13 protein-coding genes are annotated in these 14,906 nt (G+C 46.7%); 11 read left to right on the forward strand and 2 right to left on the reverse strand.

Annotated elements, in window-relative coordinates; genetic code table 11:
- The first annotated feature begins 321 nt into the window (after window positions 1-321).
- The 5 genes from C4K46_RS09425 to C4K46_RS09445 are packed head-to-tail and all read left to right on the forward strand — an operon-like array spanning window position 322 to window position 5,562.
- Complete coding sequence (locus C4K46_RS09425; RefSeq protein WP_209628886.1) at window positions 322-1,593, forward strand: glycosyltransferase; 1,272 nt, start codon at window positions 322-324, stop codon at window positions 1,591-1,593.
- Entirely contained in the window at window positions 1,590-2,570 is a 981-nt protein-coding gene (locus C4K46_RS09430; RefSeq protein ID WP_209628888.1) for an NAD-dependent epimerase/dehydratase family protein, read from the forward strand. The genes C4K46_RS09425 and C4K46_RS09430 overlap by 4 nt, the downstream gene beginning before the upstream one ends.
- Window positions 2,545-3,348, forward strand: a complete 804-nt coding sequence (locus C4K46_RS09435) for an MBL fold metallo-hydrolase (RefSeq protein ID WP_209628890.1) — start codon at window positions 2,545-2,547, stop codon at window positions 3,346-3,348. The genes C4K46_RS09430 and C4K46_RS09435 overlap by 26 nt, the downstream gene beginning before the upstream one ends.
- Entirely contained in the window at window positions 3,341-4,606 is a 1,266-nt protein-coding gene (locus tag C4K46_RS09440; RefSeq protein WP_209628891.1) for a F390 synthetase-related protein, read from the forward strand. The genes C4K46_RS09435 and C4K46_RS09440 overlap by 8 nt, the downstream gene beginning before the upstream one ends.
- A gap of 11 nt (window positions 4,607-4,617) precedes the next feature.
- Window positions 4,618-5,562: a 3-oxoacyl-[acyl-carrier-protein] synthase III C-terminal domain-containing protein gene (locus C4K46_RS09445; RefSeq protein ID WP_209628893.1), complete on the forward strand. Its 945-nt coding sequence runs from the start codon at window positions 4,618-4,620 to the stop codon at window positions 5,560-5,562.
- Here the strand turns inward: C4K46_RS09445 and C4K46_RS09450 are convergent.
- Window positions 5,559-6,107: a TetR/AcrR family transcriptional regulator gene (locus C4K46_RS09450; protein ID WP_209628895.1), complete on the reverse strand. Its 549-nt coding sequence runs from the start codon at window positions 6,105-6,107 to the stop codon at window positions 5,559-5,561. The two genes, C4K46_RS09445 and C4K46_RS09450, sit on opposite strands and share 4 nt — an antisense overlap.
- A 127-nt stretch (window positions 6,108-6,234) precedes the next feature.
- Between C4K46_RS09450 and C4K46_RS09455 the strand changes: the two genes are divergently transcribed.
- From C4K46_RS09455 to C4K46_RS09480, 6 genes are all read left to right on the forward strand, one after another.
- Entirely contained in the window at window positions 6,235-8,934 is a 2,700-nt protein-coding gene (locus C4K46_RS09455) for a YhgE/Pip domain-containing protein (protein WP_209628897.1), read from the forward strand.
- A gap of 181 nt (window positions 8,935-9,115) precedes the next feature.
- A complete protein-coding gene (locus tag C4K46_RS09460) occupies window positions 9,116-9,958 on the forward strand; it encodes a TPM domain-containing protein (protein ID WP_209628899.1) in 843 nt (280 codons plus the stop codon).
- 26 nt (window positions 9,959-9,984) lie between these two features.
- The gene (locus tag C4K46_RS09465) at window positions 9,985-10,581 is read left to right on the forward strand and encodes a LemA family protein (protein WP_209628901.1); all 597 of its coding nucleotides are present in this window, start codon (window positions 9,985-9,987) and stop codon (window positions 10,579-10,581) included.
- A gap of 196 nt (window positions 10,582-10,777) precedes the next feature.
- Window positions 10,778-11,515, forward strand: coding sequence for a polyphosphate polymerase domain-containing protein (locus C4K46_RS09470; protein WP_209628903.1), 738 nt, complete (start codon window positions 10,778-10,780; stop codon window positions 11,513-11,515).
- Window positions 11,496-12,176 carry a DUF4956 domain-containing protein gene (locus tag C4K46_RS09475; RefSeq protein ID WP_209628905.1) on the forward strand — a complete coding sequence of 227 codons (681 nt, stop codon included), beginning with the start codon at window positions 11,496-11,498 and terminating at the stop codon, window positions 12,174-12,176. Before C4K46_RS09470 ends, C4K46_RS09475 begins: the two co-directional genes overlap by 20 nt.
- Window positions 12,177-12,190: 14 nt before the next feature.
- Window positions 12,191-13,687 carry a carbohydrate-binding domain-containing protein gene (locus C4K46_RS09480; protein ID WP_209628907.1) on the forward strand — a complete coding sequence of 499 codons (1,497 nt, stop codon included), beginning with the start codon at window positions 12,191-12,193 and terminating at the stop codon, window positions 13,685-13,687.
- 23 nt (window positions 13,688-13,710) lie between these two features.
- Here the strand turns inward: C4K46_RS09480 and C4K46_RS09485 are convergent, their stop codons facing one another.
- Entirely contained in the window at window positions 13,711-14,664 is a 954-nt protein-coding gene (locus tag C4K46_RS09485) for a S66 family peptidase (RefSeq protein ID WP_209629074.1), read from the reverse strand.
- Window positions 14,665-14,906: the final 242 nt, after the last annotated feature.

Genomic DNA, 14,906 nt, shown 5'->3' on the forward strand with positions numbered 1-14,906 from the left:
TCATTTTGGAAGGAAAAGGAGATTAAGGAGCTTGAGACAAGCTGTATCAGTTAAAAAAAAAGAGAAGCACTTAGTGCTTCTCTTTTTTTTCTGGAACAACCAAACTAGGGCTGGCAAATAGGTCATTTGGGAGAAATAAAAGGAACAGAAATTGAGTAGGAGTTGGCTTCAAATTGCTTGATTTAGGCTAGATAGCTGGCCTAGTTCATTTTAAAGTCTAAGAGAGGGGTAAATCGGCTGAGACATTTGACCAGGGGATGTCACCCCTTTTTTTCAAGATTTGGTCTGGAAATATTGTATAATGGGAGAAAGAGGTGACCTATGGAAAAAATAAAAATTGATGTTTTGGCGGTTCCCTTGAGTGGCCACCTATATCCCTTGATGGATTTGGTAGCCCCTCTGTTAAAGGATCCCCGCTTTCAGATTCGACTTTTTACAGGGGTCAAAAAGATTCCCCTGGCCCAGGCGGTAGGTTTTGAAACGGTAACCATCTTTCCAGATGACCCAGAACGGGTAGAGCGGGTGGCTAACAATCCAGCCCAGCTAAATCCTTGGACGGCCTTCCAGCAGTTATCAGCTAGCTTTGACCTAATCAATGAGCTGTCTGATGATCTCTTACAGGAATGGCAAGTCAATCGGCCGGATTTGGTTATTGCGGACTTCATCACCCTATCACCAGCCCTGGTTTGTAGGCAATTGGGCATTCCCTGGATAACCAGTATGGCAACCCAGTTTGCCCTGGAGAGCAAGGATGGACCTCCCTGCTTTTTTGGGGGCTGGACTGACCGGCCTAGTTTCTGGATTCGGCTTAGGAATGCCTTGGGCCGAAAGTTAACTCGTGGGACCAAGAGATTGGTCTTTTGGGGCCTTTACTCCAAGCTTAAACGCTATCAAATCAAGCTCTATAATGAGCGAGGAGAAGAGAATATTTACTCTCCCTATTCGATTTTAGGCTTGGGTATGGAGGAGGTGGAGCTAAAATCAGGCTTTCCAGCCCACTATCGCTGGGCTGGTCCCTGCTGTGCCTCCTTTGAAAATCCAGTGGACTTCCATCTGGATTTGGAGCGGATTTCCAAGAAAAAGGTCCTGGTGTCCTGTGGGACCCAGTTGCTCTGGGGCAAGGACAATCTAGTGGCCCTGGCCCAGAATTTAGCTGACAAGTTTCCAGACTATCATTTTGTTGTGACCCTAGGAAATAGTGAAAGGAGGGGGATGCCGCCAGAGGAGGTCAGGCCCAATCTGACGGTAGTAGCCTATCTGCCCTATAGTTTTTATCTAGCTAAGTTTGATTATGTGATTCACCATGGGGGAGCAGGGGTCTTTTATAATTGTATCGAGGCTTGTAAGCCAGCCTTGATTTTGCCCCATGACTATGATCAGGCTGACTATGCGGTCCGGGGTCAGGAAGCCCAGATAGCTTATGTGGCTTCCAAGGATCGGCCCAGTCAGATTGAAAGTCAGTTTAAGCGACTGATTGAAAGAAGGGACTGGAGCCAGCTAGAAGAGCTGAGCCAGACCTATCAGACCTACCAGGCCAGCCAGATTTTGCTGGAGGAAATTGAAAGAATCCTAGGAGAAGGGAGGACGAGATGAAGGTATTAGTAACAGGAGCAACCGGTTTTTTGGGGGGCTATGTCATCAAAGAGTTGCTAGGGAGAGGATATGAGGTTAGGGCTTTTGGCCGCAATCAGGAGCTTGGCCAGGCCCTCATCAAAGAGGGAGTGGACTTTGTTTCAGGGGACTTTACCAAGGAGGCTGAAATCATGGCAGCCTGCCAGGGCATGGATGCAGTGGTCCATGCAGGAGCCCTGTCTACTATCTGGGGCCCCTGGTCAGACTTTTATCAGGCCAATGTCTATGGGACCCAGCTGGTACTTAAGGCCTGTATGGAGCATGGGATAAAGCGTCTGGTCTATATCTCCTCTCCTAGTATTTATGCAGCAGCCAAGGACCAACTAGGGATTAAGGAGACAGATGCTCCCCAGGAAAATAATCTTAATAATTACATCAAGAGTAAACTAATGGCTGAGCGCCTGATAAAAAATTGCCCCCAAATTCCCAGCATTGTTCTCCGACCTCGGGGCCTCTTTGGAATCGGAGATAACAGTATTCTGCCTCGGGTCTTGGCCATGAGTCAAAGGCTGGGTCTGCCCCTATTAAAAGGGGGTCAGCAGCTGATGGATATGACCTGCGTTGAAAATGTAGCCCTAGCGATTGCCCTGGCCTTGGAGGCCAAGGACGAGGCGGTCGGTCAGATTTACAATATCACCAATGGAGAGCCCAGGACCTTTAAGTCCTTACTTGATGAGCTTTTAGACGGCCTAGGCCAAGAAAAACGCTATTTGAGGCTACCCGCTGGTTTAATCGGCTTTTTTGCTAGTAGTCTTGAAGGTTTTTATCGGCTTTTTCAGCTGAAAAAAGAGCCCCCTCTGACTCGCTATAGCTATTACCTACTCCGCTACAGCCAGACCTTGGACATCAGCAAGGCCCAGGAGGATTTGGGCTATGAACCTCGGATGAGCCTAAGTGAAGGGATTGAAAACTATGTCAAACATTATCGAGAGTCTTGATTATTTTCCTGCTGGCTACTGCAAGGGCCAGTTGGCCAGCCTTTTTAAAGGGCAAGCCAGGCAGGAGCTTACCTTTCCGGCCGGTGTTTTCCTGATCAAGCATAGAGACTTGGGCTATATCCTATACGATACGGGTTATTCGCTGGCTATTAAAAAAACCAGTCTCAAGTATTTTTTCTATCGTTTAGCTACACCGATTGAGCTTGAAGAAGAGGACCAGATTGACCACTTGCTAGAAGCTAAGGGAATTAAACCTGAGCAGATCTCCTATCTAATCTTGTCTCATCTTCATCCCGATCACATTGGAGGATCCAGTCTTTTTCCTAAGGCTCGCTTTATCCTGACCCAAGAGGCCTATGAGACCTATCGGGCTCCGCGTTTTAGGGATTTGGTCTTTAAGGAATTTTTGCCGGCTGATTTTGAGGACCGTCTCTGGCTGGTCCAAGCGGAGCAGGAAGAGCCAGTCTTTCCCTACTGTCCTAGCTTAGATTTGTTTGGTGATGGCAGTATTTATCTGGCTTCCCTAGATGGGCATGCCAGGGGCCAGGCCTGCCTCTTTCTACCCGAGCACAAGCTCATGATTGCAGCGGACCTAACCTGGGGAATGGATCTTTTAGCCTATAGTGAACAGATGCGTCTGCTGCCCAGACTCATTCAGGAGAATCAGGCCAGTTATTTTAGCTCAATCAAGCTCCTGCGTCGGGTCCTATCCGACCAGATTCAAGTGGTGGTTAGTCATGATCCGGTGGAGAGAATAGAGAGGATTTTATATGAATAAAGGGGTCTTTCTAAAAAACTTTATAGCCACCAGGTGGTTTCATAAATTTAAGAGCCGTCAGGGCCTAGAAGCCTATCAGCAGCGAGAGTTGGCCAAATATCAGCAGTTTCTAGAGAGTCACTCTCCCTATTTTAGGCAGGGGATTCCAGCAGATTTTAAGACCATGAATAAGGCCTTTATGATGGAAAACTTCAACCAGCTCAATACCCTGGGAGTGGATCGTGACCAGGCCCTAAATCTCGCCCTAGAGAGTGAAAGGACCAGGGATTTTTCGGTCCTGCAAGGCCAGGTTGCTGTCGGCCTATCCTCCGGGACCTCCGGCCATCGAGGCCTCTTTATCACGAGCGAGAAGGAGAGGTCCATGTGGGCAGCGGCTATCTTGGCTAAGATGTTGCCCAAGGGACACTTGCTGGGTCATAAAATTGCTTTTTTCCTACGGGCGGACAATGAGCTCTACCAGACCATCAACTCTTTTTTTATCCAGCTCAAGTATTTTGATATTTTTCAGGATATGGAGGCCCATATCGAGGAGCTGAATCGCTACCAGCCCAGCATCATTGTTGCGCCAGCCTCAATCCTTTTGGACCTGAGCCGAAGGATTTTAAGTCGGGAGTTACAGCTCAAGCCCCAAAAGCTGGTGGCAGTAGCTGAAATCTTGGAAGAGGCAGATGGTAAAAAGATTGCCCAGGCCTTTGGGCTAGACCATGTTGATCAGGTCTATCAGGCCACCGAGGGCTTTTTAGCCACTAGCTGCGCCTATGGCCAGCTCCATCTCAATGAAGACATTATCTTTGTTGACAAGCACTATCTGGACCAGCACCGTTTCTATCCGATTATTACGGATTTTAAACGGACCTCCCAGCCTATTTTTCGCTATGAACTTAATGATATTTTAGTAGAAAATAAGGAACCCTGCCCCTGTGGTTCGCTCTTTACTCGGATTGACAAAATTGAGGGGCGCTCGGATGATATCTTTTATTTTCAGGGCTTGGATCAGCAGCCGGTGCCTATCTTTCCTGACTTTATCAGACGCTGCCTGCTCTTTGTTGAGGGTATCACTGATTATCAGGTCAGGCAGCATTCTGAAAGCCACTTAGAGGTCTGTCTGGCTCCTAGAAATCCAGCCTATGAGGCTGCCATTGAAGAGCAGTTTGCCTTACTGGCCCAAGAAAAGGCCTTTGTCAAACCCCGTCTAACATTTTCAGACTATGTCCGCAATCGCAAGGTTAAGCTGAAGCGAGTGGAGAGAATCAAGTAAAGGAGAAGCTTATGAAAACCGTTAAAAATCACTTTAAAATCCTAGGCTATGGGACTTACCTGCCCCAGCATACTATAAAATTTAAAAATCAAACCCGCTATCGGGTCTTGGAAGGAGAGGAGGGGCAGCTTGATTTGGCTCAAAAGGCCATAGAAAAAGCCTTGCAAAAAGCAGGCTTGAAAATGGCTGATATCGACTGTCTCATCTCAGCTAGTGCGGTTGGCGTCCAGCCTATTCCTTGTACAGCAGCCTTGATTCATGAACGAGTAGCCAAGGGTTTAAGTATCCCAGCCATGGACATCAATACGACCTGTACTAGCTTTATCTCGGCCCTGTCCACCATGTCCTACCTCTTGGAAGCTGGAGCCTATCAACGCCTCCTCATCGTTTCCAGCGAGGTGGGCAGTCTAGGCTTAAATCCGCAACAAAAAGAAAGCTACGAGCTTTTTAGCGATGGCGCAGCTGCTTTTATCTTTGAGCGGACCCAGACCGAGCAAGGCTTGATTGATAGCCTCCAGCATACCTGGTCAGAAGGGGCCCATGATACAGAAATTCGGGCAGGCTTGACCGCCTACCATCCTAGAGAGTACAACGAAAAAACCAAGGCAGATTTCATGTTTGACATGAAGGGCAAGAAAATCCTGCTTTTATCTGCTGGTAAAATTCCGGCTATGTTTCAAGAATTTCAAGATCAGCTAGAAGCCAGCCTGGATGATTTGGACTACATTATCCCTCATCAGGCCAGCCGAGCCCTGGACTTAATCATGGGAAAACTAGGTATTCCCAAGTCTAAGTACCTCAATCTTGTCGCTGACTACGGCAATATGGTTTCCGTATCGGTTCCCTTTGGTCTGGCCTATGCCTTGGACCAGGGTCTAGTCAAGGAAGGGCAGACCATAGCCCTGATGGGGACGGCTGCCGGCATGACTGTTAATATGCTAGCCCTAAAACTCTAGTCTAACATCTTCAAGAGAAAGTCCGTCATCTGTTCCGGGCTTTCTTTTTTACCGCGAGAAATCCACATTTGGAATACACCAAAAAAGGCATTGGTCAAGTAGACTGTGCTGTATTCTCTCTCGGTTATGTTGAACTCACCGCTAGTGTAAGCTCGATTGCCAAAACGTTCCTGTAAATCTTCTCCTAACATATTTTGGAACTTGTGGCGCAGAAACATCCTAATTTCCCGCGTCCCATTGTCGGATAGCAGGGCCGATAAGAGTGGCTCTTGCTCAAGAAAATCAAAAACTTCCAGAATGGCCTGACGTTTATCTTCGGAATGCTTTTCAAAGACGAATTCCAACTGATTAAAAAGGCTCTGCTGGTAGCGTTCAATCATATCATACTTGTCCTTGTAGTGAGTGTAGAAACTACTACGGCTGATATTAGCTGTTTCAGCTAATTTGACAGTGGTGATGTGATCGAATGATTCTTGCATCAACAAATTGACCATAGCCTGCTCGATGAGCTTCTTGGTCTTACGACGTTTATTACTTTCAGACATAATCTCCCCTTTTGTACAAATTTGGACAGCTTGTCCAAATTCAGTACATTTGTCTTGCAAAATTTTTTCATAATTATATAATCTATTATAACAAATATTTTGGCAAATGTTCAAAAAAGGAGAAAAAATGTTTAAAGAATGGAAGGCAATTTTAAAAAAACCTGCTTTTATCATTGTCATATTGGGAGTTTCATTGATTCCAGCCCTTTATAATGTCATCTTTTTGAGTTCCATGTGGAACCCCTATGAAAAGGTTTCTAATCTGCCAGTGGCTGTGGTCAACAAGGACCAGCAGGCCAGCTTTAATGGCAAGACCCTATCAATCGGTAAGGATCTAGTAAAGAGCCTAGAAAAGAATGACCAGTTGGACTTTCACTTTGTAAGTGAAAACGAGGCCAAGGAAGGCCTTGATAAGGGAACCTATTATATGGTAGTCACCCTGCCTAGCGATCTGTCAGAAAAGGCGGCCAGCATTTTGACCGACCAGCCCCAGCAGACGACCATTGACTACCAAACCTCAAGTGGGCATAGCTTCATTGCTAGCAAGATGAGCGACTCGGCCATGGCCAGTCTCAAGCAAAATGTTGCTCGAAATATCACAGCAACCTATACCAGTGCTCTCTTTAAAAATATGGATAGTTTAAAGAGCGGTCTATCGACAGCGGCTGATGGGAGTCAAAAAATTGCAGCTGGAGGGCAAAAATTAACCTCTGGTAGTCAGAATTTGACCAATAACCTCCAGACCCTGTCCAAGTCCAGTCTGACCTTTGCTAGCGGGGCAGATAGTCTGAATGTCGGCCTTTCTAGCTATGTAAATGGAGTGGCCAAACTGCACGAAGGTATCAATAGCTTGAATCTTGGTTTAACTGCCTATACGGGAGGCGTTAGCCAGCTTTCAGGGGGACTCAACCAATTTTCACCAGGGCTGACTCTCTATACTCAAGGGGTTGACAAGTTATCGGCTGGGACGACGACTTTTTCTAGCCAGTTAGCCAATTACGGTCAAAAGGTAGGAAGCCTTTCAGATGGACTGACTAGCCTCAATAACCAGTCCTCCAATCTCTTGGCTGGTAGCAGGCAACTAGCCAGTGCTAGTGATAGTGGCCTACAACAGTTAAATACAGCTAGCAATCAACTGGCTTCGAGCTTGGGTGATTTAGCTGCTACCGTGAGCCAGTCCGGACCTAGTCCTGAAAAGGTGCAGGAAATCCAAACCTTGCAGACTGCTTTGACCAACCTCAAGGCCAGCCTAGAAACTAGCCCTCAAGCGCCAGCGGGTCAGCCCGATGTGACCGGTCTTGAGGCTAGTCTGGCTACCATGGAAAGCGCAGCTAGTAGCCTAGCCAACAGTGCAGCTAGCGATAAGGCAACTATTCAGAGCAGCGTAGCAGCGACGGCAGCCTATCAAGAGCTAGCGCCAGACAAGCAAGCAGAAATTAGTGCGGCTATTAGCCAAAGTCCCAGCCAGTCTGAGGCTGCTGCCCAAAGTTTACTGGAACAAGTCCAGGCTATGAAAAATCAACTAGCTAGTCTAGCAGCGCCAGCTGCAGGCGTCAGTCCAGCCCAAGCAGATTTGTCGGTCTTGGACCAGGCGAGTGTAGCTTTAGGAACTTCGCTGACAGAAGCTCAGGGTCAGACGAGTGATTTAACCAGCAATTTACAGACCCTAACGGTCAGTGCGGGTCAATTTGCAGCCAATCTAGCAGCCTTCCAAGGTCAGCTAGCTAACGGCAATAACCAATTAGCAAGCGGCCTAACTAACTATACAGAAGGTCTAGCTACAATTAACCGGGGTGCAGCCCAGCTAGCAACAGCCAAGGACCCCCTCAATACAGGAATGAGCCAACTAGACGCAGCGGCAGCCAGCCTAGCTTCTAAAAATTCCACCCTACTAGCGGCTCTAGGCCAGCTTGAAGCCGGTGGTAATACTTTGGCTGCCAAGAATGCCCAGTTGACATCTGGCGCTAGCAAGTTAGTAGACGGTAGCGGTCAACTCACTAGCAAATCACCTGAACTCTTGGCAGGAGCTAATAAATTAGCCAGTGGAGCAGGACAAATCGCTGATGGTTCTGGCCAGCTGGCTGATGGAGGCCTCAGTCTAACTGGCAACCTAGCCAGCCTGACCAATGGGGCGGATAGTTTAACCAGTGGTTTGACCAATGCCAATGGCCAACTCTCCCTCTTAAATACAGATAATAGCAATGCCCTAGCCCTATCTGATCCCTTGGCCCTCAGCAAGACAGACAATGACCATGTAGGGGCAAATGGAATTGCCATGGCTCCTTATATGATTTCTGTGGCCCTCTTTGTGGCTGCCATCTCGACCAATGTCATCTTTGCGGGTTTGCCGTCTGGTCGCAAACCTCAAACCCGCAAGGATTGGCTCCGGGCCCGCCTGCAGGTCAATGGTCTAATCGCCCTTTTGGCAGGTCTCTTGGTCTATGGAGCGGTCCATCTGATTGGCCTGACTGCCAACCATGAGCTAGCCACCCTGGGTCTGATTGTCTTGGCCAGTCTGACCTTTATGGCTTTGGTTACGGCCTTGGTGACCCTGGATAATAAGATTGGAGCCTTTCTGGCCCTAATCCTCTTACTCTTGCAGTTGGCTTCTAGTGCGGGAACTTATCCGCTCCAGCTGACCGACTCAATCTTCCAGAAAATCAATCCTTGGCTACCGATGAGCTATTCGGTTTCGGCCCTGCGCCAGACCATCTCTATGAATGGACAAATCACCAGTCAAGTGGTCTTTATGCTGACTATCCTCCTCTTCTGTACCGTCTTTGGGACCCTGGCTTATCGACCAGAGAAAGAAAGCTCGGCCCTTTAAGCTAGGAGATGAGAGGGGGAGAGTTGAGATTTACTAGAAGTTGATTTTGCCTTTCCTCTTTGATAGAGTTTACTAGCTATCTTTCACTATAAATAGACTGAATTTGGAAATTTTATCTCAAACTCAGTCTATTTTTTTTGTATAAAACATGCTATAATTAGACAGAATAAAGGAGGTAGCGATGAAAAAGAAGTATTTGCCTAGCTTTCAAATCTGGCTGAAATTTGGCATTCTATTTTTTATCTATCTGGTCTTATCGGCTTTTACGGCTCCTGAACGTCCAGCAAATGGAGTTTACGACCCTGATAACCATCTATCAACAGAACTTGTTGACCAGATTAAAATCCTGAATGAGGCTAATAGCAACAAGGAAAGCAAGCTCCAAATCGGGGTTTATGTGGTAGATAGCCTGAAAGGTGAGACGATTGAGAATGTTGCTAATGAAACAGCTAGAGCCTGGAATATTGGTTATGCAGAGGACAATAACGGAGTTTTGATAGCTGTCTCTATCCAGGACAGGAAGTCTCGCATTGAAACTTCTGATTCAGTAGCCGCTAAGATTACTGACTACGAAACTTATCAATTTTTACAGACAGCTAGACCCTTCTTTAGACGGGGAGATTATAGTGGCGGAGTCCTGTCCATTGCTAATAATCTTAATCACCAATTTTATGGGGAATTAAGTCAAGTTTCAACTAGTTTAGATTTGGATGACATTGCAATGAGTCGCGCTATCTATGAAGAACACAGCAGCTCTCATTCTAGTGAGTCTGACTTAAGTGAAGAATTCTCGAAACTTGCACCTGGTCTAGGTATCTTGTTTCTCTTCTTTCTCTTTCTTTTAGGTGTTAAAAGTAAAGGGTCAGATGATGATGATCATCATTCTGGAGGCAGTTCTTGGAGAAGTTCTTCCTGGTCTAGCAGTTCATCGAGCTCGCGCTCTAGATCAAGTTCAAGTGGTTGGAGCTCAAAGGGCTGGTCAGGAGGAGGCTTTGGTGGCGGAGGTTCCTCAGATAGTTGGTAGAAAGATAATAAATTCTAGGAGAAAAAATGAAAAATAAGTTAATGATTAGCATCTTAGTAGCAGTAGGAGCTCTCTTGCTTTTGGGAGCTTGTTCTGTGACGGTTTCTTATAATGGTTTGGTTGCTGAGCAAAGTCAGCTTGAAAAGGCTCAAGCTGATGTGGAAACAACTTTACAGCGTCGGTCAGACTTGATTGGAAATTTGGTGGAATCTGTCAAGGGGCAGATGAATCACGAGACCGAGGTTTTTACCAAAATCTCTGAGGCTAGGACCAAGATTGGGTCTAGCTCAGTCACCTCTAAAGAAAGTCAAGAAGCCCAAGCTGAATTGAGCTCTGCTCTTACTCGACTCTTGGTATTGACAGAAAATTACCCTCAGCTAAAGAGTGATGAAAATGTCAAACAGTTGATGATTGAACTTGCTGGTAGTGAAAATCGCATCTTAATTGCTCGGAAGGACTACAATAAGGAGGCAGCTACTTATAACCGGAAGATTCGCTCTTTCCCGACGGTCTTTGTGGCCAACTTATTCGGTTTTAAGGAGGCTGAGACCTTTAAGGCTGATTCGGGAGCTCATCAGGCACCTAAGGTTAGCTTTAGTAGCTCTGCTGCTGGACAAAACTAATATTTAAGGCTGATTTTCTTCCTTGATTTGCCATTCTAGCCCAAGGGGAGAGTCAGCAATTCTAAGTTTTATCTATGGAATGTCTCTTTATTACAGGGGCATTTTGTTTTCTTTAAGTTTTTTTTAGCCTTCCTTTAAGCTTTGGTCCGTAAAATAACATAGCAAATAAAGAAGAAGTCAGAGAGGAAGCTAGATTATGGGCAAAAAAACCTTTAAAGATAAATTTCAACGATTTGAAACCAAGTATGTGATTTCTAAGGAAAAATTAGCAGCTTTACTAGCAGAATTTGAGGATTATATGGTGGAAGATGAGCATGCTTATTCGACCATTAGTAATCTCTATTACGATACACCTAACTTTCAAATGATTCGGGAGTCCTTGGAGAAGCCTTATTTCAAGGAGAAGTTGCGGGTGCGGACCTATGATGCGACTCCAGCTGAAAATAGTCAGGTCTTTTTGGAAATCAAAAAGAAGGTCAGAAAGATTGTCTACAAGCGCCGGATTGCGACAGACTTGGTGACTGCCGAGGCCTATCTGGCTGGGGCCGAGGATCTAGTTGCGGACTCGCAGATTCGCTCGGAAATCGACTGGCTGACCAAGCGCTATCGTGGGGTTGAGCCCAAGATGTATATCTACTACAATCGCTATTCCATGAAGGGGCGAGAGGACGCAGATATTCGGATTACCATTGACCATGATGTGACCTATCGGAGCCATAAGCTCAGTCTTTTAGAGGGACGGTTTGGCGACAACCTGCTGCCGGACAATCATGTCATTATGGAAATCAAGGTTCCTGGGGCCTATCCCTTATGGTTGACGGGGATTTTAGACCGTCATCAGGTATTTTCAAAATCATTTTCAAAATACGGAGTGGCCTACAAGAAGACCACTGCTTACAAAGGAGTTGTAAATCATGTTCAATCAGCTATTTAAAGATGTCTTTACCTCGACCGATGTCGAACCCCTCATGCTACTAGCGGCTATCGGAGTGGCCCTAGTTTTGGGGCTGGTCCTGGCCAAGGCCTACCAGTATAAGACCGTTTATAGTCAATCATTTGTCATGAGCCTGACCCTCCTGCCTAGCCTGATTGCCATTGTGATTTTCCTGGTTAATGGTAGTCTAGGAGCTGGGGTAGCTGTGATGGGGGCCTTTAGCCTGATTCGCTTTCGATCGGCACCGGGTGGAGCCAAGGAGCTGATTGCTATTTTCCTCTCCATGACTATCGGAATTGCTATTGGGATGGGCTATCTCGTCTTTGCGACAGTTTTTGCCCTGCTTATGTGTGGGGTTATGCTTATCCTAGAAAAGATAAATTTTGGTCAGATGAAGCAGTCCATGCGTCAGTTGACTATTGTCATCCCTGAGAGCCTGGACTATGAGCATCTCTTTGATGATATTTTCCAAAAGGCCACCCAGCATCAGGAATTGGCCAGTGTTAAAACATCTGATATGGGGAGCCTATTTAAGCTTAAATATATCATTCAAATGAACGGTAGTATGACAGAAAAAGAGCTGATTGACGCCCTACGCACGCGCAATGGCAATCTAGAAATTGCTCTGGGTCGCTATATCAATAAAGAAAATGAACTGTAAGAAAGAGGTTTTCCATGAAAGAAAGCAAGAAATTTAACAAAGTAAGACTCCTAGTTCCCTTGGCGCTTCTATCGCTGACCCTGGCTGCTTGTAGTCAGACTAGCAAGCAGTCTACTAGTAGTAGCAGTAAGAGTCAAAGTAGTCAGACGGCGACCAAGACCGACACCAGCCAGTATTTTACCGATCGGGATAGCGATCCCTCCTATGAAGAGAGCAAGGCGACCAAGATTGAACTCAAGGACAATAGCGCCACTTCTTCTGGTAATGGGGCCAGTGTCGATGGATCAACAGTGACCATTAGCACAGCAGGAACCTATATTATTTCAGGGAAGAGCGAGAATGTCCAAATCCTTGTCAAGGCTGGCGACCAAGATAAGGTCCAAATCGTACTAAATGGTGTTACCATGACTGGGACAGATGCAGGCATTGTCGTTGAGTCTGCCGATAAGACCTTCCTGACCCTGGCTGAAGGCAGCAAAAACAGCATTTCTGACTCGGCCAAGCATAAGAATACCGACTATGATGCGGCTATTTATTCCAAGGACGACTTGACCCTCAATGGCTCTGGTAGCTTGACGGTTGAAGGCAATTATGGCAATGCCATTGAGTCCAATGATGACCTGCGGATTACAGGTGGAACCTACACCATTAAGGGCTATAAGAATGCCCTAGCAGCTAATGATGCCCTCAATATCAAGGATGCCAGTCTTGATTTGACAGCGACTGAGGATGCCCTCCATGCTGACAATGATGATGATACCAATCTTGGGAATTTATATATCCAGTCTGGAACGATTACCATTAAGGCCGATGATGACGGTATGCACGCTTCCAATGCAGCCCTGATTGATGGCGGAACGATTAAGGTTGAAAAGAGCCAAGAAGCTTTAGAAGGTAAGACTGTTACCATCAACGGAGGAGAGCTGGACTTGACCTCTACTGATGACGGTATCAATGCTAGCGATGGCTCTAGTAGTGAGGACAAGGGGCCAGGCCAAGCCACTGCTGGTGTCAGCCTCACCATTAGCGGTGGGAAAGTCAAGGTCAATGCCCAAGGAGACGGACTAGACTCCAATGGTGACTTGACGATTTCTGGCGGTGAGGTCTATGTGGACGGTCCGACCGACAATGGCAATGGGGCCTTGGACTATGACGGTAATGGAAGTATTACAGGTGGTCAGGTCATGATTATCGGTAGTAGCGGTATGGCCATGGGCTTTGGCTCTAGCTCGACCCAGGCCTCTGTCCTGGCCAATGTCTCTGGTAATGCAGGTTCCAAGATTAGCATTACAGACTCATCAGGCAAAGAAGTCCTTAGCTATACAGCCCTTAAAAACTTCCAGTCTGTCCTAGCTAGTTCGGCTGATTTGAAAGATGGCGAGACTTATACGATTAAGGTAGATGGCCAATCCACTACTGCGACCGCTAGCCTCTCGACTCAAAACGGCAATGGCGGCCCGGGCGGAGGCCCAGCTGGTGGCGGAAACGGTGGTCCTGGCGGCAGACAATAAGAAAAACTCCCGAAGGGAGTTTTTTATTCTTCAAAATGAATGGCTAGACTTTCTGTATCCACGCTCACTCGGGCTCCAATCGTAATGGTAAAAAGTGGCTGCGTGTGGGCAAAGTCCAAGTCGTAGAGAACAGGAATTTGCTTGAGTAGCGGGTGCTTGTCTAAAATATAGAGCAAGATTTCCTGGGTCATCTGGCATTCCTTGGGAAAGCGGCCGAGAAGGAGAGCCTGGGGCTGAGGGTAGGCCTGTAAGAGGGCAGCAAGATTGCGGTCAAATTCCATATAGTCATCTTCTTCGGCACTTTCTACAAAAAGGATATAGTTCTTATCCTGCGGAGCGAATGGCGTGCCATGCAGGAGCGAGAAAGTCGAGAGATTGCCGCCTAGGGCAGTGGCAGAAGCTCGGCCGTGATTGTAGACCTGCCACTTGGTCTCCTGGAAAGTTAGCTCCGCATCTGGCAGATACCAAGGATTGGAACCCCATTTCTGACTAGGCTCCAAGTCATAGCTGGTCTGGGTTACGGCCCGCAGCCAACTTTGGGTCTGGTAATCCTGTAAGGCTTCCATTTTAAAGCTAGAATAAGCAGGCCCCATATAGGTTTGCAGTCCTGTTTTGGCATAAATGGCATTGAGCAGGGCCGTTGTATCGGAATAGCCACATAAAATCTTGGGGTGAGCCTTTATCAAATCGTAGTCCAGATAGGGCAGGAGTTCATTGCAGTTAAAGCCACCGATAGTGGTGAGAATAGCATCGACCGAATCGTCCAAAAAGGCCTCATGTAAATCCTCAACCCGACTTGAAATGGAGGCCGAACCCAGCAAGTCATTCTCCTCATAGTTCTTAGAAAAAGATAACCTGAAACCTAGCTCTTCCAAGCGCTCCTTGGCAGCGCTATTGGCCTCGAAACCACCGATAGAAGTAATGGAATTTGAAGGGCTCAATACCCGAATATGGTCGCCCTTGCTTAATGTTTTCACCATAAGTGACCTCCTTGTCTTTAGTTGCCTTATTATAATATAGACTAGCTCTAAAAGCAAGTTTTTAGGGCAAGAAAGGCTTTGAGTTCAGAATCTTAAAAGCCCTCAGGTCTCAAGGATCGGACAAAAGAAGGTGAACTTCTAGCAAAAGGCGAGGCTCAAAAAGTGGCAGAAAAAGCTCAAGGTCAGTCTATTTAGAAGTTATCCCCAAAAAATTAGAGGCCGAAATCTTTTCGGCCTCT

It is taken from the genome of Streptococcus oricebi (assembly GCF_017883985.1).
Taxonomy (GTDB): domain Bacteria; phylum Bacillota; class Bacilli; order Lactobacillales; family Streptococcaceae; genus Streptococcus; species Streptococcus oricebi.

Coding starts and splice junctions, on each gene's coding strand:
- C4K46_RS09425 (WP_209628886.1), top strand. CDS start 322: ATGGAAAAAATAAAAATTGATGTTTTGGCGGTTCCCTTGAGTGGCCAC.
- C4K46_RS09430 (WP_209628888.1), top strand. CDS start 1,590: ATGAAGGTATTAGTAACAGGAGCAACCGGTTTTTTGGGGGGCTATGTC.
- C4K46_RS09435 (WP_209628890.1), top strand. CDS start 2,545: ATGTCAAACATTATCGAGAGTCTTGATTATTTTCCTGCTGGCTACTGC.
- C4K46_RS09440 (WP_209628891.1), top strand. CDS start 3,341: ATGAATAAAGGGGTCTTTCTAAAAAACTTTATAGCCACCAGGTGGTTT.
- C4K46_RS09445 (WP_209628893.1), top strand. CDS start 4,618: ATGAAAACCGTTAAAAATCACTTTAAAATCCTAGGCTATGGGACTTAC.
- C4K46_RS09450 (WP_209628895.1), bottom strand. CDS start 6,107: ATGTCTGAAAGTAATAAACGTCGTAAGACCAAGAAGCTCATCGAGCAG.
- C4K46_RS09455 (WP_209628897.1), top strand. CDS start 6,235: ATGTTTAAAGAATGGAAGGCAATTTTAAAAAAACCTGCTTTTATCATT.
- C4K46_RS09460 (WP_209628899.1), top strand. CDS start 9,116: ATGAAAAAGAAGTATTTGCCTAGCTTTCAAATCTGGCTGAAATTTGGC.
- C4K46_RS09465 (WP_209628901.1), top strand. CDS start 9,985: ATGAAAAATAAGTTAATGATTAGCATCTTAGTAGCAGTAGGAGCTCTC.
- C4K46_RS09470 (WP_209628903.1), top strand. CDS start 10,778: ATGGGCAAAAAAACCTTTAAAGATAAATTTCAACGATTTGAAACCAAG.
- C4K46_RS09475 (WP_209628905.1), top strand. CDS start 11,496: ATGTTCAATCAGCTATTTAAAGATGTCTTTACCTCGACCGATGTCGAA.
- C4K46_RS09480 (WP_209628907.1), top strand. CDS start 12,191: ATGAAAGAAAGCAAGAAATTTAACAAAGTAAGACTCCTAGTTCCCTTG.